Source organism: Bacillota bacterium, assembly GCA_023511485.1.
In the GTDB taxonomy this organism is placed as follows: Bacteria; Actinomycetota; Aquicultoria; order Aquicultorales; family Aquicultoraceae; genus CADDYS01.
Map to the genome: position 1 here is coordinate 1 of JAIMBH010000006.1, position 24,814 is coordinate 24,814.

Annotated in this window: 18 protein-coding genes; 17 read left to right on the forward strand and 1 reads right to left on the reverse strand. The window is 46.3% G+C overall.

Annotation, left to right across the window (positions count from 1 at the left end):
* From K6T91_02965 to K6T91_03035, 15 genes are all read left to right on the forward strand, one after another.
* Positions 1 to 1,146: alanine--glyoxylate aminotransferase family protein (locus K6T91_02965; protein ID MCL6471754.1), on the forward strand; the 1,146-nt coding region annotated here is incomplete at its 5' end.
* Between the two features lie 148 nt (positions 1,147 to 1,294).
* A complete protein-coding gene (gene serA, locus K6T91_02970; GenBank protein ID MCL6471755.1) occupies positions 1,295 to 2,899 on the forward strand; it encodes a phosphoglycerate dehydrogenase in 1,605 nt (534 codons plus the stop codon).
* Between the two features lie 127 nt (positions 2,900 to 3,026).
* Entirely contained in the window at positions 3,027 to 4,541 is a 1,515-nt protein-coding gene (locus K6T91_02975; GenBank protein MCL6471756.1) for a 2-isopropylmalate synthase, read from the forward strand.
* Between the two features lie 143 nt (positions 4,542 to 4,684).
* Positions 4,685 to 5,944 (forward strand): 3-isopropylmalate dehydratase large subunit, encoded by a 1,260-nt coding sequence (gene leuC, locus K6T91_02980; GenBank protein ID MCL6471757.1) that lies wholly within the window; start codon positions 4,685 to 4,687, stop codon positions 5,942 to 5,944.
* A 122-nt stretch (positions 5,945 to 6,066) separates the two neighbouring features.
* Positions 6,067 to 6,576 (forward strand): 3-isopropylmalate dehydratase small subunit, encoded by a 510-nt coding sequence (gene leuD / locus K6T91_02985; protein MCL6471758.1) that lies wholly within the window; start codon positions 6,067 to 6,069, stop codon positions 6,574 to 6,576.
* Positions 6,577 to 6,656: 80 nt separating this feature from the next.
* Positions 6,657 to 7,697, forward strand: coding sequence for a 3-isopropylmalate dehydrogenase (locus tag K6T91_02990; GenBank protein ID MCL6471759.1), 1,041 nt, complete (start codon positions 6,657 to 6,659; stop codon positions 7,695 to 7,697).
* A 146-nt stretch (positions 7,698 to 7,843) separates the two neighbouring features.
* Positions 7,844 to 8,785, forward strand: a complete 942-nt coding sequence (locus tag K6T91_02995; GenBank protein MCL6471760.1) for a branched-chain amino acid transaminase — start codon at positions 7,844 to 7,846, stop codon at positions 8,783 to 8,785.
* Positions 8,786 to 8,885: 100 nt separating this feature from the next.
* Positions 8,886 to 10,484 carry a citramalate synthase gene (cimA, locus tag K6T91_03000; protein ID MCL6471761.1) on the forward strand — a complete coding sequence of 533 codons (1,599 nt, stop codon included), beginning with the start codon at positions 8,886 to 8,888 and terminating at the stop codon, positions 10,482 to 10,484.
* A 113-nt stretch (positions 10,485 to 10,597) separates the two neighbouring features.
* A complete protein-coding gene (locus K6T91_03005; GenBank protein MCL6471762.1) occupies positions 10,598 to 11,356 on the forward strand; it encodes a fumarylacetoacetate hydrolase family protein in 759 nt (252 codons plus the stop codon).
* Positions 11,357 to 11,422: 66 nt separating this feature from the next.
* Positions 11,423 to 12,322 (forward strand): MBL fold metallo-hydrolase, encoded by a 900-nt coding sequence (locus K6T91_03010; protein MCL6471763.1) that lies wholly within the window; start codon positions 11,423 to 11,425, stop codon positions 12,320 to 12,322.
* Positions 12,323 to 12,442: 120 nt separating this feature from the next.
* Complete coding sequence (locus K6T91_03015) at positions 12,443 to 12,739, forward strand: helix-turn-helix domain-containing protein (GenBank protein MCL6471764.1); 297 nt, start codon at positions 12,443 to 12,445, stop codon at positions 12,737 to 12,739.
* 36 nt (positions 12,740 to 12,775) lie between these two features.
* Positions 12,776 to 13,708 carry a GldG family protein gene (locus tag K6T91_03020; GenBank protein MCL6471765.1) on the forward strand — a complete coding sequence of 311 codons (933 nt, stop codon included), beginning with the start codon at positions 12,776 to 12,778 and terminating at the stop codon, positions 13,706 to 13,708.
* A 503-nt stretch (positions 13,709 to 14,211) separates the two neighbouring features.
* Positions 14,212 to 15,210, forward strand: a complete 999-nt coding sequence (locus tag K6T91_03025; GenBank protein MCL6471766.1) for an NAD(P)/FAD-dependent oxidoreductase — start codon at positions 14,212 to 14,214, stop codon at positions 15,208 to 15,210.
* A gap of 158 nt (positions 15,211 to 15,368) precedes the next feature.
* Positions 15,369 to 16,658 (forward strand): DUF1641 domain-containing protein, encoded by a 1,290-nt coding sequence (locus K6T91_03030; protein MCL6471767.1) that lies wholly within the window; start codon positions 15,369 to 15,371, stop codon positions 16,656 to 16,658.
* Between the two features lie 362 nt (positions 16,659 to 17,020).
* Positions 17,021 to 20,614 (forward strand): DNA polymerase III subunit alpha, encoded by a 3,594-nt coding sequence (locus tag K6T91_03035; protein ID MCL6471768.1) that lies wholly within the window; start codon positions 17,021 to 17,023, stop codon positions 20,612 to 20,614.
* Positions 20,615 to 20,664: 50 nt separating this feature from the next.
* Here the strand turns inward: K6T91_03035 and K6T91_03040 are convergent, their stop codons facing one another.
* Positions 20,665 to 21,921: a response regulator gene (locus tag K6T91_03040; GenBank protein MCL6471769.1), complete on the reverse strand. Its 1,257-nt coding sequence runs from the start codon at positions 21,919 to 21,921 to the stop codon at positions 20,665 to 20,667.
* Between the two features lie 489 nt (positions 21,922 to 22,410).
* Between K6T91_03040 and hisD the strand changes: the two genes are divergently transcribed.
* Positions 22,411 to 23,685: a histidinol dehydrogenase gene (gene hisD / locus K6T91_03045; GenBank protein MCL6471770.1), complete on the forward strand. Its 1,275-nt coding sequence runs from the start codon at positions 22,411 to 22,413 to the stop codon at positions 23,683 to 23,685.
* 72 nt (positions 23,686 to 23,757) lie between these two features.
* Positions 23,758 to 24,807, forward strand: a complete 1,050-nt coding sequence (gene hisC, locus K6T91_03050; protein MCL6471771.1) for a histidinol-phosphate transaminase — start codon at positions 23,758 to 23,760, stop codon at positions 24,805 to 24,807.
* Positions 24,808 to 24,814: the final 7 nt, after the last annotated feature.

Genomic DNA, 24,814 nt, shown 5'->3' on the forward strand with positions numbered 1-24,814 from the left:
GAGTATATGATGACGCCAGGGCCCACACCGGTTCCGGCAGAGGTTTTATTGTCGCAGGCAAGACCGATGTTCCATCATCGCACGCCGAAATTCTCAGAGCTTCTTGCCTTTGTTGAAGACGGTTTGAAGTATATATTCGAGACCAAAAATGACGTGCTCATTTTCTCGTCATCGGGGACCGGCGTTATGGAATCGTCGGTGGTAAATCTTTTGTCTGCTGGGGATAAGGTCATCTGTTGCTCCAATGGCAAGTTTGGGGATCGGCTGGTCAAATTAAATGAAACCTACGGCATGAATGTAATCAAGCTCGAGTATCCTTGGGAGCAAGTCGTAAACCCCGAGGATATCAAGCGTGAGCTTGATGCGAACCCGGATGTTAAGGCGGTCTTTGTTGTGCAAAGCGAAACATCGACCGGCGTCTTAAACGATGTTAAGTCGATTGGCGAGATAGTCAAAAATTACGATGCTGTTCTGGTAGTAGATTCGATTACCGGTATCGGGGCAGTTGAATGCAAGACAGATGAGTGGAATCTCGATGTTGTTATGACCGGCTCTCAGAAGGGCCTTATGATGCCGCCAGGGTTGGCCGCTGTGTCGGTTAGCGAGAAGGCATGGGCCGCAACTGAGAAGTCTACGCTTCCAAAGTTTTATTTTAGCTGGAAGAAATCGGCCGATTCGCTGCATAAGGCGGAGCCGACGACGCCATTTACACCTCCGGTATCGCTTATTGTTGGGCTTGGAGAAGCTATTAATTTGATGCGCAGTGAAGGCCTTGAAAATATAATCAGGCGTCATGCGGTTCTTGCTGAGGCGACAAGGGCGGGAGTCCAGGCAATGGGCTTAAAGCTGTTTGCTCCGCCTGAGGGTAGGGGCAATGCTGTAACGCCTGTTTGGGTGCCCAAGGGCATCGACGGCGGAAAGCTTGTGAAAGGCCTCAAAAACAAATACGGCATAACGATTGCAGGCGGTCAGGACCATCTTAAAGGAAAGATATTTAGAATAGGCCACCTGGGATATTTCGATAGATTTGATATTATGACTACGCTGGCCGGAACAGAGATGGTACTCTCTGATTTGGGCTATCCGGTAGCATTGGGCGTTGGAGTCCAGGCTGCCGAGAAGGTCTTTATGGAAAATCCATTCTAGAAACTAGATACTAGAAACTAGATATTAGAAACTAGACTGTGAAGGTCTAGGGTGAGGGCCATAGGGTCTTTAGCTTCTAGAAGGTGGAGTTGAAAAAAGATTTTATCTAGTCTCTAGTTGGCCCGGTGGGCGACATGGTTTCTAGTTTATGATTGGGGAGGGAATTAAAATTAAAGTTCTGGTTAAAGAGAAGATTGCTCAGGCAGGAATAGATAAGTTGAAAGCCGCCGGTTTTAAAGTTGACGTGAAAACCGATATGTCGGCGGATGAGCTGCTTGATGAGATAGGCAAATATGATGCACTGGTTATTAGGAGTGCGACCAAAGTAACTGAGGATGTTATTGAACGCGCCGATAAGCTGAAAGTCATCGGTCGGGCCGGAATCGGTGTCGACAACGTTGATCTTGAAGCAGCAACAAAACGGGGCATCATCGTTGCTAACGCACCGCAGAGCAATATTATATCTGCGGCAGAGCATACAATTGCCTTGATGATGGCTTGCGCCAGGAATATCCCCCAGGCAAATGCATCTGTGAAGATGGGCAAGTGGGAGAGAAACAAGTTTCAGGGCGTTGAGGTTTATGAGAAGGTCTTGGGCATCATTGGCCTTGGCCGCATCGGAACCTTGGTAGCAACCAGAGCACTTGGTCTTGGTATGAGGGTGCTGGCTTACGACCCGTACGTGTCAAAAGAGAGATTTGCTCAACTGGGCATTGAAAGAGCCGGCACAGTAGATGACGTGCTTAAAGAGGCTGATTTTTTAACGGTTCACCTCCCGAAAACAAAAGAGACGATCGGCATGATCGGTGATCGTGAGTTTGCCATGATGAAAGACGGCATCAGGCTTGTTAATACGGCCAGGGGCGGCATTTATCAGCTCGAGCCTTTGGTTAATGCGATAAAGACAGGAAAAGTTGCGGCTATTGGCGTGGATGTTTTTGATGAGGAGCCACCTGTTGGCAACCCGCTGCTTGAGTTTGATCAGGTGATTTGCACGCCTCACCTCGGAGCATCCACTGTTGAAGCGCAGGATAGGGCGGGCACCCAGATTGCCGAACAGGTAATCGCGGGTCTAAAAGGCGAGTTTGTAAGTAATGCGGTCAATATCCCGCTTGTATCGGTTGAGGCGATGGAGGCGGTGAAGCCTTTCCTGCCGCTTGCTGAAAAATTAGGCAAGATGTTCAACAAACTTGCCGAGGAAGGGATCCACTCGCTGGATGTTGAGTATGTAGGCCCGATATCTAAATACGATACCAAGCTCTTGACCATAGCTGTTCTCAAAGGGGTCTTTGATGGCGTTGTTGAAGAGCAGGTTAACTATGTAAATGCGCCGGTTTTTGCTGAGGAGCGGGGCATTGAGGTCAATGAGAGCAAAAAATCTTCCTCTCAGGATTACATCAATGTAATCCGGTTGAAAGGACGTGATGGCGGCGACGATGTAATGGTCGCCGGTACGCTAGTTGGCAAGAAAAATCAGGAGCGATTCATTAATATCTATAAATTTGATATAGATATGGTTCCATCCAAGTATATGGCGTTCTTCAGGTATGAGGATGTCCCCGGCATGATCGGAAAGGTTGGAACAATACTTGGCCAGCATAACATCAACATCGCAAATATGCAGGTTGGCCGAAAGAAACTCGGCGGCGAGGCTCTGATGGGTGTAAATGTTGATACCCCAATACCCGATGAAGTTATCGAAGAAATAAAGATAGCCGCCGGCATTAGTTTCGCAAAGTTTATGGTGCTATAAAGTAGGTCTAGAATTTGGGGCAAGCGGTTAGCTCTCAGCTTTTTGAGTTATTCGTCTTTAAGTTGATGGCTAAAAGCTGAGAGCTATTAAGCAATTTTGCATTTATCCTGTAAGGTGGTAGTGTCTTATGACTATAGATAAAAATCGCATATACCTTTTCGATACAACTTTACGAGATGGTGAGCAATCTCCAGGAATAAGCTTGAGCACCAGGGAGAAGCTAGAGATAGCTGACCAGTTAGCTAAACTTGGCATAGATGTCATAGAGGCGGGGTTTCCAATAACTTCTCCAGGAGATTTTGAGGCGGTAAGTGCTATCGCTGAGAAGGTGCGTAAACCGGTAATCGCCGCACTGGCAAGAGTCATTGATGCCGATATAGACAGGGCTGCAGAAGCTTTAAAGAAGGCTGAGCGTCCGCGTATCCACACCTTTGTTATGTCTTCAGATATACAAATAGAGCGTCAGCTTAGGAAAACGAGAGAAGAAGTGCTCAAGATGGCGGTGGCGGCTGTTAAGCGGGCAAAGTCTTATTTCGAAGATGTTGAGTTTTCGCCGATGGACGCAACCCGCGCCGACTTTAATTTTCTCTGCAAGCTTGTCGAGGCGACCATTGAAAGCGGGGCGACAGTTATAAATATACCTGATACGGTTGGATATGCGACACCTGACGAGTTCGGGAGGCTAATAGCCGATCTTTTCAAAGCGGTCCCCGCATTGAACGATGTCATAGTTAGCGTACATTGCCATAATGACCTTGGTATGGCGACTGCAAATGCGCTAGCCGCTATTATAAACGGGGCTACGCAAGTTGAAGGTACGATCAATGGCATTGGGGAGCGTGCAGGGAATACCGCACTTGAGGAAATTACGATGATACTTGATACGAGACGCCAAACTCTCGGCAAGTATACGAACATAAAAACAGAGGAAATCGCAAAAACAAGTCGTCTGGTAAGCAGTCTAACCGGGTATCAAGTGCAGTTTAACAAAGCGATTGTCGGCAAAAACGCGTTTGCTCACTCCTCTGGCATTCACCAGGACGGCGTGCTTAAAGAACGCGCAACATTTGAGATCATCGACCCCAAGAAGGTCGGCATAAGCGAGAGCGCGCTTGTTCTTGGCAAAACGTCGGGAAGACACGCGTTCAGAAAGCATCTGGAATCCTTGGGATATCAGCTTGCCGATGATGAGCTTGAAAAGGCATTCGAGCGGTTTAAAGACCTGGCCGACAAGAAGGCAGAAATAACTGATATCGATTTAGCGGCGATACTGGCCGATGAGGTCAGGACTGCCTCGGATGTATACACACTTGAGTATATCCACGTTTGTAGTGGCACCGATACCACGCCTACTGCGACTGTTCGGCTTCGAAAAAATGGTGAGGTAATTGAGAAAACCTCCATTGGCGATGGCCAGGTTGACGCAGCTTGCAAAGCGATTAAGCGGGCGACCGGTGTAAGGGGCGAGCTCATTAGCTACAATGTTAACTCAATTACTGAGGGTCTTGACGCTCAGGGTGATGTTACCATCCAACTGGAGATTAATGGCAAATCTGTGCTAGGTAGGGGTGTTAGCACAGACATTATTGAAGCCAGCGCCAGAGCCTATCTTAACGCAATCAATAAAGCATTGAGTAGTTAAGAAACAATTAGCAATTAGCTTTAAATAGTCTGACTACTGAAAGCTGACAGCTGTCAGTAGTCAGTTAATACCATTGCAGAAATGACCATCATTGGTCGATATTAGAGCGATAGCAAGTAAGCAAAAGAAACGGAGTAGCGAATATGGGGATGACTATAACTGAGAAAATTCTTGCAGCCCATGCAGGAAAAGACAAGGTAAGTCCCGGCGACTTGGTTAATATACGGTTAGATCTTGTTCTGAGCAATGACATAACGGCTCCAATTGCGATAAAGCAGTTTAAAGAGATAGGTGTCGAAGAAGTTTTTGATAAGGATAAAGTGGTTATGGTACCCGATCACTTTGCGCCTAATAAAGATATCGATTCGGCTGAGCAGTGCAAGATGGTAAGGATGTTTGCCCATGAGCAAGATCTTACCAACTACTTTGAAGTAGGAAGGATGGGTATTGAGCACGCACTTCTTCCTGAGCAGGGCCTTGTTCTGCCAGGAGATGCAGTTATAGGTGCGGATTCTCATACTTGCACCTATGGTGGCCTTGGTGCGTTCTCAACTGGGATGGGAAGTACCGACATTGCAGCTGCTATGGCAACGGGAGAGACATGGCTTAAAGTCCCGTCGACAATCAAGTTTGTTTTTAACGGTACGCTTAACCCGTGGGTTTCGGGGAAAGACCTTATTCTTTATACAATAGGTCAAATTGGGGTAGATGGCGCGCTCTATCAGGCGATGGAGTTTACCGGAGAGGCGATATCTGCTCTCTCGATGGACAGCAGGTTTTCCATGTGCAATATGGCGATCGAGGCGGGCGGCAAATCAGGCATTATCGAGCCTGATCAAAAAACACTTGAGTATATACAAGGTCGCTCAAACCGTGAGCACTCTATCTATAAGAGCGATAACGACGCCGAGTATGCAGGCGTATATGAGTGGGATGCCCGCAACATCGAGCTGCAGGTCGCATTCCCACATCTACCATCAAATACTCGCGGCATAAGCGAAGTTGGGGAGATTATTATTGACCAGGTAGTTATCGGTTCATGCACGAACGGTAGACTCGAAGATTTAAGAATCGCAGCACAAATTCTTAAAGGTCGTGAAGTGAATAAGAAGGTTCGCTGTATTATTATTCCTGCCACTCAGGAGATCTATCGCCAGGCTATGAGAGAAGGTCTGCTGGATATATTTATTGAAGCCAAAGCGGCCGTAAGTACGCCGACATGTGGTCCCTGCCTTGGTGGGCATATGGGTATTCTTGCAAAAGGCGAGAGAGCCCTCGCAACCACCAACAGGAACTTTGTTGGCCGTATGGGCCATCCGGAGAGCGAAGTTTACTTAAGCGGTCCCGCAGTTGCAGCGGCTTCGGCAATAGCAGGCAAGATTATTGGCCCAGAACAGCTGTAGGGTTGAAGGACTGCAGTTCGGGGGTCAGGGTGAAGAAGTTCCCCTCCCTTAAGAGGAGGGGTTAGAGGAGGGTAAGACCCGCGTCTCTAGTCCTCATACCATAAACTAAACCGGAGGTTTTGATGAATTATAAAGGCAAAGCTTGGAAATTCGGGAGAGATATCGATACAGATTTAATAATACCTGCGCGTTACTTGAAAACTAGCGATCCGGCGGAACTTGGCAAGCACGCTATGGAAGATGCCGACCCCGAGTTTGTTAGCAAGATAAGCATAGGCGACATTATTGTAGCCGAGGAGAACTTTGGCTGCGGCTCATCAAGGGAGCACGCGCCGATTGCAATTAAGGCAGCTGGTATATCCTGCGTAATTGCCAAATCTTTTGCTAGGATATTTTATCGCAATGCGATTAATATGGGTCTTCCTATCCTGGAGAGCCCAGAGGCAGTAGACGGTATTAATCCTGGAGATGAAGTTCAGGTTGATACAGATAAAGGCGAGATAGCCAATCTTACAACCGGCGAAGTATACCAGGCAAAGCCTTTTCCAGAGTTTATTAGCAATATCATCCGTCAGGGCGGACTGATAAATTACGTAAAAGATAAGGTAAAAAGCAAGCCGGCAGCCCTATAAGCCAGAGAGTAGAGTGTTAGGTTACAAGCCGATTAAGATTATAAAAAGGTGGAGGAGATAAATTGTATAAGATTGGAGTTATGCCCGGTGATGGAACCGGTCCTGAAGTCATAAGGGAAGCATTAAAAGTTTTAGAGGCGGCAAGCGAGGTCGCGGGCTTTAGCTACGAGCTAGTTCACTACGATTTTGGTGGTGACAGGTATTTGGCAACCGGCGAGATTCTGCCCGATTCTGCAATCGAGGAATTCCGTCAGCTGGATGCAATCCTGCTTGGTGCAATTGGTCATCCAGATGTCAAACCAGGAATTCTTGAGAAAGGCATTCTTTTAAGGACAAGGTTTGAGCTTGACCAGTATATAAACTTAAGGCCGGTAAAACTCTATCCGGGCGTTTACACGCCGATCAAAGATAAAGGTCCTGAAGACATAGATTTTGTTGTAGTGCGTGAAAATACAGAGGGTCTTTATGCCGGTGCGGGTGGTTTTTTAAAAAAAGGAACACCTGATGAAGTGGCCGTGCAGGAGAGCATAAACACGCGCAAAGGTGCGGAGCGCTGCATCCGCTATGCCTTCAACTACGCCCGAGAGCGTAACAAAGAAAAAAAACTCACCCTTTGCGGTAAGACCAACGTTTTAACGTATGCATTTGACCTCTGGGAGCGTGCATTCTACGATGTAGCGAAGGAATACCCGGATATTAAGACAGATTATGCGCATGTTGATGCAATCTGCATGTGGTTTGTTAAAAACCCGGAGTGGTTTGATGTCGTTGTGACAGACAACATGTTTGGTGATATTATCACGGACCTTGGTGCGATGATTCAAGGCGGTATGGGAATTGCTGCAGGCGGAAATATCAACCCTGAAGGCGTTTCGATGTTTGAGCCTATCGGCGGCTCTGCCCCGAAATATACGGGCATGAACATAATAAATCCGCTGGCTGCAATCTCGGCCGCTCAGCTAATGCTTGAGCATCTTGGCCAGAAGGATGTCGCAAAGAAGATCGAAGCAGCCGTTATGAAGGTCACAGGCGAGAAACTAAAGAGCCTTGCCGCTGGCCAGATGGGATATAGCACGTCCGAGGTCGGCGATATGGTCGCTAATTTTGTGAGAGAAGGATAGTTAATTTAGAATTACGAATTTCGAATGTCGAAATAAAATCTCCTCCCTTGAGGGGAGGGGCTAGGGGAGGGTGAAGCCCACGTTACTTACCCTCATCCTAAGAGCTAGCGGCTAGGAGCTCAGAGCTAATTGGGAGGTAAAGCAATATGCCTATTGAGAAAGTTGATAAGATATGGCTAAACGGAGAGTTTGTGGACTGGGACAAAGCGCAGGTACACGTATTGACCCATGCCTTACATTATGGGTCGGGCGTATTTGAGGGCATTAGGGCGTATGAAACTCCCAGAGGCACTGCGGTGTTTCGTCTAACTGAGCATATCAAGAGGCTTCATGACTCAGCGAAAGTATATATGATGCCGGTGCCGTATTCGGTTGAGGAGCTTGTCAAGGCCACAAAAGAGCTCGTAAGCATCAATGGGCTTAAGAGCTGCTATATTCGACCAATTGTTTATAGAGGTTACGGCGAGATGGGTTTAAACCCTCTTAACGCACCGGTCGATGTTGCCATTGCGATGTGGTCCTGGGGAACCTACCTTGGTGACGACGGGCTCAAAAATGGTATAAGAGCGATGATCTCCTCATTCAGAAGGATAGATCCGAACTCTCTGCCGCCCGCCGCAAAAGCCACAGGGCAATATATAAACTCAATTCTTGCTAAACTGGAGGCTATCTACAGCAACTACGAAGAGGCAATCATGCTTGATTCCAGGGGGTTTGTTTCAGAAGGAACCGGCGAGAATATATTCGTGGTCAAAAACGGCGTTATCCATACGCCATCGACTGCATCGAGCATACTGGAAGGTATAACCAGAGATACTGTGATGGAGCTGGCAAGAGATATGGGCTTTGAAGTGGTCGAGCGCGATCTTGTAAGGTCTGACCTCTTCTTAGCCGATGAGATATTCGTAACTGGAACTGCAGCTGAGATAACGCCTATTAGAGAGGTAGACAAGCGGGAGATAGGCAAACCCGGCCCGGTTACGGTTGCGCTTCAGGAAAAATTCTTTGCGGTGGTAAAGGGCGAAGATGAGAAATATTCTCACTGGCTAGAGCATATAGAAGTGGAGGAAAAATCCCCCGCTTTTTAACTATCAGCCTTCAGCTTTCAGCTGCCGCTTAAAGATAAAGGAATTAAAAGCTGATGGCTGAGTGTTGCTAGCTGATAACTTTTTCGAGGAACGAGGAATCATGGCAGAAGTCAAACTATACGACACAACACTAAGAGATGGTTCGCAGCGCGAGAGGATATCGTTTTCCGTAACGGATAAACTGAAAATTACTCGCGAGCTAGATAAGCTTGGTATTCACTATATTGAAGGCGGTTGGCCAGGTTCCAATCCAAAGGATACCGAGTATTTCCAGCGTGTGCGCGATTTGCGGCTTAATAATGCAAAGATAATTGCGTTTGGAAGCACCCGGAGAAAAGATATAAGAGCTGAAGACGATTCCAATTTGAAAGCACTTGTCGCTAGCGGCGCTGCCGGTGCATGTATAGTTGGCAAATGCTGGCATATCCATGTTGAGAAGGCTTTAAGAACCACACGCGAAGAGAATCTCAATATGATCTTTGATTCAGTTGCTTATCTAAAGAAAAATGGTCTTGAGGTGTTTTTTGACGCCGAGCACTTTTTTGATGGATTTAAAGACGACCCGGATTATGCGCTCTCTGCACTAAAGGCAGCGGAGGATGCCGGCGCCGATTGGCTGGTTCTTTGCGATACAAACGGCGGTACGATGCCCTTCGAAATCAAGGATATTATCGAGGCGGTGATGCAAAAAGCCAAAGCTCCAATCGGAATACACACGCATAACGATTCGGAATGTGCAGTCGCAAACTCGATAATCGCTGTGCAGGCGGGGGCAACCCAGGTGCAGGGCACCATCAATGGCTATGGCGAGCGCTGCGGTAATGCAAATCTGTGCTCAATAATACCGGCGCTTCAATTGAAGCTTGGCATCGAAGTTGTTTCAGCTGAGCAGCTAAAGCTGCTGACTGAAGTATCGAACTTCGTAAGCGAGATTGCCAATCTAAGTCCTTACCCACATCAGGCCTACGTTGGCCAGAGTGCTTTTGCACATAAGGCGGGACTTCATACAAGCGCAGTCGAACGTGAAGAGAAGGGTTATGCACATATCGACCCAAGTCTGGTCGGAAATATCCAGAGAGTCATTGTTTCTGAACTTGCCGGAAGAAGCACCATTGTTCTTAAAGCCCAGGAACTGGGCATTGACCTTTCCGGCGAGCCGCACAAAGTAAACGATATCCTTAACCGCATAAAGGGCTTAGAGCATGTCGGATACCACTTCGAGGCGGCTGACGCGTCTCTTGAGATATTTCTGCGGAAATCATTGGGCATTCATCCCCAGTTCTTTAAACTTGAACGATTTAGGGTAATCATGGAGAAGCGCGAAGACGGCAAAGTGGCAACTGAGGCTACAATCAAGCTTCAAGTTAGCGGTAAGACGGTTATCGAGACTGCAGAGGGAAATGGCCCTGTAAACGCGCTTGATGGTGCCTTAAGAAAAGCTATACAGTCAGTTTACCCGGCGCTTGCTGACATCGAACTTAACGATTTTAAGGTCCGCGTACTTGACGAAAAGAAGGGCACAGGTGCAGTTACCAGGGTTCTTATCGAGAGCGGTGATGGCAAAAAAACCTGGGGCACTATCGGCGTATCGGAGAATATTATCGAGGCGAGCTGGCAAGCCCTGGTTGACAGTATCGAGTACGGGCTAATGCATAAGAGGGTGCACGAAGAGAACGGACTTAATGGTCTCGGTGCATAAGATGGTGAACGATATTCTCGCGTTCACCTTGGCATAAAACCGTTCATTTACCCTGTTACAGTTATTAGGGCATAAGAGTAGCGCATAAGAGTTATGTTTCGAAGGAGGACGTTTTGAAATACGTTCGGTTCTCATATGGTGGGCCGGTTTATTATGGGATTTTAGAGGGCGATACCGTCAGGCAAATCGATGGAACTCCTTTTCGACCTTTCATACCAACTGAGAAAATATATCCGCTTGAAAAGGTGAGGCTTTTTGAGCCAACTATCCCATCAAAAGTAGTAGCGGTTGGCCTAAATTATACTGATCATGCGCATGAACTCGGCATGGAGATTCCTGATGAGCCGCTGATTTTCCTTAAGCCTCCATCGTCGGTAATTGGAACCGACGAGTCAATTATTTATCCCAGCATGAGCAAGCATGTTGAGTATGAGGCTGAGCTTGCAATTGTAATGAAAGAGGTAGCGCGGCATGTGGCGCCTACCAAGGCCCTTGATTACATCCTTGGGTTTGCTTGTGCAAATGATGTGACCGCGCGCGATCTTCAGAAGAAAGATGGTCAATGGACAAGGGCAAAGGGTTTCGACACGTTTTGTCCACTTGGCCCTTGCATAGTAAGTGATATAGATCCACACCACCTCAGTATTGAGCTGAAAGTAAACGGTGAGACCAAGCAGTCATCCAACACAATGAATATGATTTTTAGACCCGAAACTCTTATTTCCTTTATCTCTCACGTTATGACTCTCTGCCCGGGAGACGTTATATTAACAGGGACTCCACCCGGTGTTGGGCCGATAACTCCTGGCGATGAGGTCGAAGTTACGATTCAAGAGATAGGCACGCTAAAGAATAAGGTTATCAAGTTGTAATTTATTAAGTTGTAATAGCCGATAGCTGAAGGCTTAGACATCGCTTATTAAGGTAAGAGGTATCTTATGCCGGAATTGATACAAATCAAAGAGAACATCTACTACCTAACTGATTCCCACCACACAAATATTGGAATCGTCGAGATAGGCGACAACCGGACCGTTGCCGTAGATAGCGGTATGAATGATGCCGATGGCCAGATGATTTTAGCAGCACTAGAATCCAAAGGGCTTGGGCTTGCTGCAATAATCAATACGCACTCTCATGCCGACCACTACGGTGGCAATAACTATCTAGTCGGTGAGACCGCGTGCAAGGTTTATGCGCCGCCTATCGAAGCGGCCATAATGGCCAACCCATCCCTTGAGTCTTTTTATCTCTACGGTGCCTATCCGCCAGCAGAGCTTCGCCAGCCTTTCTTAATGGCAAAAGTATCTCCTGTTGATGTGCTACTAGATGAGCCTGCTGTAAAGATAGGTGACATGACCTTTGATATAGTTACACTTAAGGGGCACTCTCCGAATCAGATTGGAGTCGTTGTCGACGGCGTATTTTTTTGTAGCGACAGCGTATTTTCTTCCAGGGCATGGGAGCGCTTGGTTCTGGTTTATGCAATGGACATTGGTGAGACGATTAAGTCCATTGAGAAGTTAAAGAAAGTGCAAGCTGAGAGCTTTGTACCATCTCATGATGTGCCAACAGGCGATATTACAGAGCTGGTTGATTTAAATCTAGCCTGGGTTCAGTCGATTATCGATAGTCTTCTTAAAATCATCCGCATGCCGAATGATACTGCGACCATTCTGCGAGAAATATGCGACAAATACGGCCTTAAAATTCGCAATCTGCAGCAATACTATCTTTGTTTAGACACCTTAAAAGCGTACCTTAGCTTTCTCTTGGAAAAAGGTCTGGCCACTTACGAATTTGCCGCAAACCGCCTCATATGGCGATCTGTAGGGTAATGCTGCATATTGCAATTAAGCAAGACATGAACCAAGGCTATGCCGCTTCAATGCTTTTTTATGTTAAAATATTAAAGACTTATTTAAACTGTCGGTTGGTCTATGCTTGGGGGAATATAAGTGGCGCTTGATGAGAAGTTAAAAACAGAGCAGGTTGACGACCTCTTTGATGCCATCTTGAAACTCAAAACCAGGCAGGAAGCATACCGGTTCTTTGAGGATTTATGCACGGTAGCCGAGATAAGGTCAATGGCACAGCGCTGGGCTGTTGCACGGAAACTCGATAGCGGTGAAACCTATATCGACATAGCGGCTGAAACCGGTGCTAGCACTGCTACTATAAGCAGGGTAAAAAGGTATCTAGAATACGGCGCCGACGGCTATAGGCTTGTCCTCGACCGTATGAAGGAAAAATAGGTCGTATAAGTTGAGACTTGATTAGCCAGGGGCAGGATGATGAGAGCAAAGACGGTTACGGTGTTTTTGGTGATAGTCGCCTTAGCCCTAACGGCTGTAGGTTGTGGCCGGCAATCATCCGATGAAGACACCGCACCGGTGGCCCGAACGCAAAGCACGAAAAGGAATATTGAGATATCGCCCAGCGTTCCTTCTTCCGAGACGGGAGGGCCTGCTACTAGGGGCTCATCGGTAATAACATTTGAAAGCGACCCTGCAACTATTCGGCCCAACAAAATAGTTCTCTTCGACAATGCCCATAAAGAACTTTTTACTCCATATGGAACCGGACAAACAGGATACTCCGAGATGCAGGCCATACTCAATAAATACGGCTACAATGTCCGTATGAACACCGGGCCCATCACTGATCTGGTCTTAAAGGATGTGGATGCGGTCGTAATTGCCGGGCCGATGGCAGATTTTACAGTGCAAGAGATAGATGCCCTTGCTCGTTTTGCTGAACTAGGCGGGGATATCTTGATAACCACGCATATCTCAGATACTGTTGAAGCCCTGGCACAGCGCTTTGGAATCCAATTATCAAATGCTGTAATAGCGCAGTCCCATGATACTATAGAAAACAGGCCCAAGTGGTTTATAACCAGAAACATTGCAGATAGCCCAATAAACAATAACGTAACCAGCTTTGCTGTACTTGCCTCATGGGCTCTCAGGCCGAGGGGCGAGCATGCGATGGTTATCATATCAAGCGAGAAAGATTCCTGGGCCGATTTGGAGGCCGATGATATATATAGGGTGGGAGAGCCTGTGGGGGCATATGGTCTGGCAGCTATTTCAAGTTACGGAAGGGGTAGAGTAGCTTTTTTTGGCGATGATGCGGTGTTTACCAATAGGGCACTGTCACTAGCAAGTAATCGCACCCTTTGCGAGAACATATTAAAGTGGTTCGAGGGCTCAAAAAAATAGGAATTTTGACCCAAAATACCGCTAGATGTATGTTTTACTTTTCGTTCTCAGGGTATAATAGCATTTTAGAAGTCGCAACCTTTATGATTTATAGCCTCGGCTACTTAGCAAAATAACTAATTCTACGAATTTTATGGTAATAGCTTGACAATAGCTATTACGGTTGATACATTGTTAAATAATATCCTAGTATTCATCTAGGATATAGTGAGATTATTCTCAGGGGATTTCAGCAGTAGGTTTGACTTTTACACCTCATCAAAAACTAAGATAAAGTAGCGGGTAAAAGGGTTTTCTGGCTTGTTACTAAAGCAGTCAGTAACCGGTTTTTAAAACTACTGTTAAAAGCCGGTTATTTATATAGATTAGTGTATTTCAAGTCTTTTTTTCCAGGCATTGTTTTAGGAATATCGTTATAGGGTTTTCCTAAGGCCATGTTTGGCAACCAGGCACGTTAGTCGATAAACGGGCACGCTAACGTCTAATCAAACGGAGGGATGAGTATGAGTAGAATTGTAATTGTTGGTGGCGGCAGCGCCGGTATCATGTCTGCCGCAAGACTTCGCAACACGCTCTCAATGAGCGAAGCGGAGATCACGATTATTGACCCGAGCGACAAACACATCTATCAGCCGGCTTTTACCCTGATAGCATTTGGCCTCGACGAGCCCGAGAATGTCGTAAGGCCGATGTCTAGTGTTATACCGGCCGGTTGCACCTTCATCAACGACGAGGTTGCCTCAATCAACTACGATGACCAGCAGGTTGAGACAAAAGGCGGCAGGAAGTTGGAGTATGACTACTTAATCCTTGCAACCGGTGCTACTTATAACTGGGATGAAATCGAAGGCTTAAAAGATAACTTAGGCAAAGATGGCGTCCACACATTCTACACGCTTGAGGGCGCGATTGCAGTCAAGAAGGCCATTGAGGAGTTCGAGGGCGGCGACTTCACCGTTGTACAGCCGCCGATGCCGTTTAAATGCCCGGGCGCACCGATCAAGATGACGCTTATGGCAGAGGATTATTTCAGAAGGAAAGGCATTAGGAATAAAACTAACGTTACCTTAACAACAGCACTTCCATCAGTCTTCTCCCGCGAGCCCTATGCGACCAAACTGAATGAAATCGTTGAGGCTCGCAACATCAATGTTGTTCCCGGCTTTAACCCTGGTAAAGTAGATGTCGAGAACAAAATTGTTAAGTCCTGGGAGGGTAAAGAGGTCAAATACGATCTAGCCGTTGTTATCCCCCATAATGAGGGCGAGGGCATCCATGAGGATACACCTGTTGCCGATCCAAGCAATTTTATCAAAGCAGATAAGCATAAATTGGTATCTGAGGCCTATGATAATGTCTATGCGGTCGGCGATTGCGCAAATTATCCTACCTCAAAAACTGGAGCCGGCGCAAGGAAACAGGCTGAGGTATTGGCAACTAACCTGGCTGCGAGGATAAGAGGACAGGAGGGTAAAGCTTATTACACAGGCCACATTATATGACCGATCCTTACAAGGTTCGGGAAAGCCTTGTTCGCAGAATTTGACTATGAGAAGTCAATCTCTCCGGCGGAGGAAATGTGGTCAAACTGGATGATGAAGGTCTATATGTTAAGACCTCTATACTGGAGTCTAATGCTTAGAGGGAGGCTCTAAAGCCTATGGTGGACAATATCATGGAAGAAGAGGAGGTCATGCTAAGCGATAAGGCCGTTGCAATCGTCAATCAAGATTTGGTCTCCTTCGTGGAAACATTAAAAGATCTTGTGGGCCAGTTAGAGCCGCAGCTCAAGAAGCTCTCAAAAGAAGTGTCACCGGCGCTTAACAAACTCAAAACAAGCGTCGACAAAGAAGAGACGCTTGTGCTTCTTAATAAGCTCACAGCCAATACCGGCACTTTGCTTGAGTTAATCTCTTACCTTGAGGCTTTGACTGATCTAAAGAACCAGCTGGAGCCTCAGCTTAAAAGTATCGTAAAAGAAGTGCAGCCGGTAACAAATGCCCTTAAATCGAATTTGGATAAGGATGAAACTATTCTGCTGATAGAGCGGATGTCCTCAAATACCGGAACGCTGCTTGAGCTGGTGTCTTACCTTGAGGCTTTGACTGATCTAAAGAACCAGCTAGAGCCCCAGCTTAAGGGAATCATGAAAGAGGTCTCTCCAGTCCTTAACAAAATCAAAACCAATATTGACGCAGATGAGACACTGGTTCTTTTAGAAAGGCTTACGGCAAATACTGGAACATTACTTGAGCTGGTCTCGTTAATGGAAGCGTTTAATGACTTGCGCAATCAGCTCGAACCTCAGCTTAAGGGAATGGCGAAAGAGGTCTCTCCAGTTCTTAACAAGATCAAAGCCAATATAGATAAGGACGAAACGCTTCTGCTTCTTGAGAAACTCACATCGAGCATGGGCACGATGATCGAGCTCATGTCGTACATGGAGGCTTTGACTGATCTAAAGAACCAGCTGGAGCCCCAGCTTAAGAAAATGATGGCCGAAATCAGTCCGGCAGTGACCGCACTCCGCACGTTTGCGGAGGACGAAAAGACTGTAAAAATGGCGGTTGGCATGTTTAACACTTTGAAAGATTTTGCAGCAGACGAGGAACTTCAAAGTGTTATAGCCCGGGCAAACAGCCTTAAAGGGCCAATCACCCAATTTATGGGCTGCATGTGCAGCAGGGTGAGCGAAGACGGCGAGGACGATACGACCACTGCTGAAGCGTCTCTGAACTCACTTATGAAGCTTACCCAAATCGCAAGCACACCGCTGGCTCAGAATATGGTAAATACTATAGCAACTACCATGAAAGAAACGACCGATGCCGATATAAAACCGGTGTCACCGGTTAAGATGCTATCGGCATTTAGAGACCCGGATGTCCAGAGAGCCACGGGATTCCTGATCCACTTCCTAAAGAAACTTGGTCAGGGTTTAAAAGCTTAATAAAAGCCGAGCATCGACACCGGGCGACACCGGGGACGTTTCTGAAAAACTGAATAACTGTAACGCTAAGTGTAAATGGGGTCAGGTCTTTAATCTTTGAATTTTAGACTATCAATGACTAAAATTCAAAGATTAAAGACCTGACCCTTTACCTGCCTGATCCTCTACCTGTTAACCTTGATAACCTTATTTCATTCAAAATAATTTCTATTAATAATTAATTAGATAATCAAACCAATCGTTACTTTAGGCACTAAGCTACAAACTCTATCTAATCTATGTTATTGCCATAAATTACCTTAATTTTAGCCCTCTAAGGGTATACAATGAGTAATCATATTATTGTATTCCAAGGAGCAACATTGTCGGAGTTTGTCCACTTACATACACACTCAGAGTTCTCTTTGCTTGATGGTGCCTCAAGGATAAAAGACTTGGTAATAAAAGCAAAAGACCTTGGCATGCACGCCATTGCATTAACAGACCATGGCGTGATGTACGGCATTATCGATTTTTATAAAGAGGCTATCAGGCAAGGGGTTAAGCCGATTATCGGCTGCGAGGTCTATGTCGCCCCAGGCAGTCGCTTTGATAAAACCAAGAGCGAGGAATCCTATACTCACCTGGTGCTTTTGGCTGAGAACGAGCAGGGTTATCGCAACCTGATGCGACTCGTCACCCTAAGCTTTTTTGATGGGTTTTACTATAAACCTCGGGTGGACAAAGAAATACTTAAGAAGCATCATGAAGGAATTATCGCAACAAGCGCCTGCCTTGCTGGACAGATTGCACGGCATCTTATGCAGGATAACTATGAAGCGGCAAAACAAGAGGCACTCGAGCTAAATAGGATTTTCGGCGAGGGTAACTTCTTCTTAGAGGTACAAGACCATGGTCTCAAAGAGCAAAAAGTGGTAAACGAGGGCATGTGGAGGCTCTCGGAAGAGACCGGCATTCCAATTATCGCGACAAATGATATCCATTATACAAACCAGGAGGATGCCCCGGCGCACGACGTCCTTCTCTGTATCCAAACTGGGTCAACGCTTGCCGATAAGACCAGGATGAAATTTGATACCGACCAGTTTTACCTCAAATCGGCAGCCGAGATGCGAGAGCTGTTCCCCAACAGGCCGGATGTACTTGAGAATACCGTAAAGATAGCCGAGCGATGTAATGTCGAGATAAAGTTTGGCGAATACCTGCTTCCAAACTATGAGATACCGGAGGGGTACACGCTTGACTCCTACTTTGAAAAGCTGTGCCGTGAGGGATTTGCAAAGCGATACCCCAAGCCGACACAGCAGCACAAGGATCGTCTGGAATACGAAATTGAGATGATCAAGCAGATGGGGTTCCCGGGATACTTTCTCGTGGTGCAAGACTTTGTTAAGTATGCGAAGTCTAAAGGAATAAAGGTTGGTCCAGGAAGGGGCTCGGCAGCGGGAAGCATTGTCGCCTACTGTCTTGAGATCACTAACATCGACCCCATAACATACGATTTGCTTTTTGAGCGGTTCTTAAATCCAGAGCGTATAAGCATGCCCGATATTGATATAGACTTTTGCTTCGAACGCCGCCCCGAAGTCATAGAGTATGTTACTCGAAAGTACGGCGAAGATAAGGTCGCGCAGATCATAACTTTTGGCACAATGGCTGCAAGGGCAGCTATCCGTGATGCCGGTCGAGTCTTTGACATTCCGTATAGTAGGGTGGACAAAATCGCCAAACTGATTCCCGAAGGTTTTAACGAGGGCAAACCCTGGACGATAGATGCTGCGCTTGCCCTCGTTCCCGAGCTTAAAGAGGCTTATGAGAACGATGCTGAGATAACAAAGTCAATTATTGACATGGCCAGGAATCTTGAGGGGCTGGTAAGACAGGATTCTATTCATGCTGCTGGAGTTGTTATCGCTGACCAGGAGCTCACTAACCGCACCCCGGTGCAGAAGAAGGGTGACGCTGAAATTGTAACCCAGTACGACATGGGAGCAATACAGAAAATCGGCCTTCTTAAGATGGACTTTTTGGGCTTGCGCACGCTTACCGTTATAGACAACGCCGTAAAAAATATAAAGAAAAACCATGGTATCGACATCGATATTGATGCAATACCGCTTGATGACCCCAAGACTTATGAGATGCTTCAGAGGGGCGAGAGCATCGGCGTGTTCCAGCTTGAGAGTTCCGGCATGCGGGCGCTGCTGCGCGACTTGCAGCCGACCGTGTTTTCGGATATCATTGCTCTTCTTGCCCTGTTCAGACCGGGTCCGCTTGGCTCAGGTATGGTCAAAGATTTTGTCGAACGCAAGCATGGCAAAAAACCGATAAGCTATCTACATGATTCGCTGGCAGAGATCCTTAAAGAGACATACGGTGTTATTGTCTACCAGGAGCAAGTCATGCGTATTGCCTCAACCATGGCAGGCTTTAGTATGGGTGAGGCTGATATTTTGAGAAAAGCCATGTCCAAGAAAGAGCCTGAAGCGCTTGCAAAGCAAAAAGAAAAATTTATTAGCGGCTCAGTAAAAAACGGCGTTGAAGCAGCAATTGCCAGCAAGATATTTGACCTGATCGCGCACTTTGCTGGATATGGATTTAATAAATCACATTCGACGGCTTATGCATTTATTTCTTACCAAACCGCATGGCTTAAGGCAAATTATCCAGTTGAGTTCATGGCGGCTTTACTCACCAGCATCATGAGCAACAAAGACAAAGTTGCCCAGTATATCAGCGAGTGCAGGCGCATGGGTATAGAGATACTGCCGCCAGATGTTAATGAGAGCTACCATGACTTTACGATTGTCGGTCAATCGATTCGCTTTGGTCTCTCTGCCGTTAGAAATGTGGGTGACGGGGCAATCGATAGCATCATAAGCGAGCGCGAGCACGGAGGCCCGTTTAAATCAATCTATGATTTCTGCAAACGGGTCGATATGGGCGCGCTTAACAAACGAACCATCGAGAGTTTAATCAAGGCCGGTGCATTTGACTCATGCAAAGTAAGCCGCAGGCAGCTTCTCTTAACCTATGAGAAGGCAGTCGAGCTAGGAATCCGTAGTCAAAAAGACAAGGCTGCTGGCCAGTTCACTATATTTGATCTTGGCAACGAGGAAGATGCGGGTTTAGCTTCGCGGGTAGAAGAGCCGAAAGACGAGAAAGTTCCCGAGTTCGAAAAGCACGAGTTGCTTGCATACGAGAAGGAGATGCTTGGGCTTTATGTATCCGACCACCCGCTATTTGGTATAGAAGAAGCGCTCCTAAGCCAAATCGAGTTCTCAACAGCTGAACTAAAAGAGCAAAAGGACGGAACTGTCGGATGGATTGGCGGAATTATTGCCGGCATAAAGAAGATAAACACCAAGAAGGGCGACCTAATGCTCTTCTTATCCATCGAGGATTTGGACGGCACTGTCGAGGTTGTTGCATTCCCTTCCATTGTTGATAAATACAAAGGACTGATTGTGGAAGATAAAATAGTGCTTGTCAAGGGCAGGCTCGATATCAAAGAAGATGAAGTAAAAATGCTTGCCCAGGAGATCAAGGAATTTGATGCCAAGGCCGGGAATACCGGCAACGGTAAGCATAAAACCAAACCGAACAGCACCTCAAATGAAATTGGCGCTAATAATAAGTTTAACGGTAACAACATTAAAGCAAATGCAGCCAATGGAAGCAAAATCAACAGTGCGGAAACTATTGAAAATCCTGTATTGGTCATTACGGTCAATAAATCCATGATGACAACAGCGTTTATCAATCGGCTGAAAGAAGTATTAAGGTCTCACCCAGGCAATATCCCTGTTTACCTTAAGATAGAAAATGGCAGGCCTATATTGATGTCTCTTGCAGAAGGATACAACGTAGCGGTTAGAAACGGTCTTTTTGCCGAGCTCAAAGCTCTTGCTGGAGAAAAAGCCATTGAACTGTTATCGGTGCCTGTCACCGCGTAGGCTTAGGTTTCAGTCCTTTATTTCACGTGGCTAGAATGCTGGTAGATGTTTTATGCACATTCATGTTCCCTGCCGCCAAATAGCTTTAAGCAGGCATCTACTACCTGAGCATCATAAAGCTTACCCCTATTGTTTGATATTTCTTGCAGGGCAGCCTCTAGGCTGCAGGCAGGGCGATAAGGCCGGTGAGATATCATTGCATCGATAACATCGGCAACAGCCAGGATTCTTGCCTCAAGAAGAATGTCATCGCCGCTTAAACCAGAAGGGTAACCGGAGCCATCGAGCCTCTCATGATGCTGAAGCACAATATAAGCTATCGGCCAGGGAAACTCTATCGGTTTTAATACCTCAAATCCATGCCGTGGGTGATTTTTGATTATACTATACTCCAATTCAGCCAACTTGCTCGGCTTACTTAATATCTCCGCAGGTACCGATACCTTTCCGATATCGTGCAGCAAACCGGCAACGCGAACACCTTCAATTTGGTCATCAGGTAAACCCATAACCTTGGCAATAGAGCTAGCTAGCTCAGCGACACGTTGCTGGTGCCCGGCTGTATAAGGGTCTCTTTTCTCAGAGGTGGATGCGAGGGCTTGGACGGTTTCCTGAAATGTTCTCTGCAGTTTCTCGAGGCTGTGCTTGAGTTCTTCATCTATCCGTTTGCGCTCCGCGTGTTCTGCCATAAAAGCAGACATCTTCTCCTTAATTCTTTCCTCAAGATTGTTGTTGATCGCCTTTAACTCTTCCTGCGCTTTGATCAAGTCGCGGTTTCTTTGAATCGCTATTTCGTACGCAAATAAAAGGTTATCGATGATTTGCTGGCGTGCTAAATTGATGCGGTATCGTTGGTGCCCGTAAAAGACCTCAGCGCCTCCGTCTTTATCCTCAAGCTGCCGGGGATTCCAGTTTTCTAGAATATATTGGATGCGAGCCAGAATATATCTTTCTTCGCATGGTTTGGTTATGAAATAATCGGCTCCGCATCCCAGACCTTTCAAGATATCTCTTGGGTCATCAAGCAGGGTCAAGAGTATAACTGGGATATTCTTAAGGCCGGGGTCTGTTTTAATGTGGCGACAGAGCTCATAGCCATCCATTTCAGGCATCATGATATCACTAATGATAATAGTTGGCTTTTTCTTGGATATCTCAGCCAAGGCTTGTTTGCCGTTGTACGCAACCGAAACACAGTAACCATTATCTTTAAGAACGGATTGAAGCCAAAAAGCTTGAGCCTGACTGTCCTCAACAATTAAAATTCTGGGGTCTTCAATTTTAGGAACTGCCCTTAATCTGACCATAAGCAAAGGTTGGCCGAACGATTAACGTTAGATTAACGTTAAAAAATGCTAGGGAACAGTACTATATTTTATATATTAAATATCGGATAGCCAAGAGGTTTCCTTGAGCGCTTTCGAGAAGAGATATTGCATATAACCCGGTAAACCAGTAGGTTTAGTAAATTAACGCATTACTTTACTAAAGTTCGCCTGCAGTGTATAATAGCCCTTGATAGGGCATAGAAAGGTGTCATTTGGCGATGTTTAAGTTTATGGGATTGTAAGATTTACGGGTTGTGAGAGATTGGATTGTTTCTATATCTCTTAGCGTAACTGGCACTATTTGGTAGTGTTTAAATTTACGTGTTATAGTCAGTTTTAGCGGTTTTTTAGTCGATATAAGTAGTTAAATGGATTTCAATATTGTTCAGGCAAATATTTGCTGGATAGCGGATAGATTTGGTAGATGGTGAATAAATACTTGGATGAGTGATTATATTGTTACCACAAATTAAATTAAGTGCAGGCTTTAGTGACGAAGAAGCGCGAAAGTATATAGCGAAGCCGCTTTTCGAAAAACCAGAAGTTGAAGCAGCCGTATACGAAATAGTAAATAACGTAAGGCGTAACGGCGACAAGGCGCTTTTCGAATATACGGAGAAGTTTGACAAGATATCGCTTACTCCTGAAACAATAAAAGTTACTCAGGAGGAGTTTGATGCTGCGTATTCGCTGATAGAAGCCGATCTTTTGGGTGCCATAAAGGATGCCATAAGAAGGATTACCGCTTTTCACGCAAAGCAGAAGGAGAACTCCTGGTTTACAACTGGAAACGGGGCGTTTCTTGGCCAGCTGGTCAGGCCGGTGGAAAGAGCCGGTATATATGTGCCCGGTGGGAGAGCTGCATATCCATCATCGGTGTTAATGAATGCGATTCCTGCAAAAGTAGCCGGAGTTCCTGAAATAGTAATGGTAGTTCCAGGAGCCATTCGTGCCGAGGTTTTAGTTGCTGCTGCCGAGGTTGGCGTAAACGAAGTCTACAAGATCGGTGGAGCCCAGGCGATAGCGGCGCTTGCATTTGGAACTGAGTCGGTGCCAAAAGTCGATGTCATATCAGGCCCAGGCAATATCTATGTTACCCTCGCAAAGAAGATGGTCGTTGGCAGCGTAAATATAGATATGTTGGCAGGCCCCAGTGAAATTGTAGTAATTGCCGATGCAAAGGCAAACCCAACCTATATAGCCGCCGATATGCTTGCACAAGCTGAGCACGATCCTGATGCCACCGCGATACTTATAACCGACTCGCAACGTATAGCTAAAGAGGTGGCGGTAGCGCTTGACCTGCAGATCAGCCGGTTAGAGCGCAAAGAAATAGCCGAGCAATCCATCAAAGATAACGGTAAGATATTCGTAGTCGAGTCGATTGCCGATGCAATACGGCTTGCAAATATAATAGCTCCTGAGCACCTTGAGCTAATGATAGAAAATCCGCTTGAGTCTTTGGGATCGGTCAGAAACGCAGGAGCGATATTTTTGGGTGCATATGCGCCCGAGGCGATAGGAGACTACATAGCTGGGCCAAACCATATCTTGCCGACCAGTGGGACAGCTCGCTTTTACTCCCCGCTTGGCGTTTATAATTTCTTGAAGAGGTCAAGCGTGTTAAGTTTTTCAAGGCAATCTTTTACAGATGTTGCTGATTCTGCCATCAGCATAGCCAATAGCGAGGGACTGTCTGGGCATGCAAAGTCGGTGAGATATAGGCTTGAGAGCGGCGATTGAAGGTCCTATTTGCTGGCAACGTTGATTTAATGTTAACCTTAAATATTTATTTTGAGGCGCGTGAGAACTATTATGATCGGTCCGAGGCCGCAGGTTGCGGCGACAAAACCATACCACATACCAGATGTTAAGGCGGATATATTCATGTCTGCAAACGAGAGCCCGTACAACTTACCTGAGGCGATTCTTGAACAAATCAAAGATGCGCTTGACGATATAGCATACAATAGGTATCCAGATCCACAATCGCTTGAGCTGAGGGAGCTTATCAGTTCACATTTTGGCTTAGAAGCTGGTAACGTATTTGTTGGTAATGGTGGTGATGAGGTCATACAGAATCTCTATCTCGCATACGGCGGTTCCGGCAGAAAAGCGGTCACCTTTGAGCCCATGTTTGAGGTTTACGGGATAACGGGTCGCATGACCGATACCGAGATAGTTTCTATTTTGCGTAACCCCGACGACCTTAAAGCAGACGATTCTATAAAGCAGGCCTACGGGATAGACGCAGCACTCATATTTTTATGTAACCCTAACAACCCAACCGGCGATACCGTGCCCATAGATAGAATTGAAGAGCTTCTGCAAAACACAGAGGCCTTAGTGGTGATAGATGAGGCGTATGGCGAGTTTAGCGGTGAGACTGCACTGCCACTTCTTGCAAAGTACGAAAACCTGGCGATTTTAAAGACGTTTTCAAAAGCGTTCTCTCTGGCAGGCTTAAGAGCAGGGTATTTGCTTGCAAGCGAAGAGGTTGTCGGGAACCTTATGAAGGTAAAGCTATTCTTTAATTTTAGCAAGCTATCACAGGCAATAGCAAAAATAGCTTTTGCAAATCGAGCGGTATTTGATAAACAAATACAGGTGATTTTGAGGGATAGAGATAAGCTCTTTGCCGAGATGTCTAAGATTGAGGGGATAAAAGTTTTTCCAAGCCGCTCGAATTTTATCTTGTTTAGAACAAACAAGCCGGCAACCGATGTATGGCAGTCTATATTGGATAAGGGAATCCTTATCCGAAATTGCAGCAATCTGGTGCTTCTTGAGAACTGCCTGCGCGTGACGGTTGGAACGCCGGAGGAAAACCGGGCATTTCTAGATGCATTGCGAGAGAGCGTATAGCAGTGTT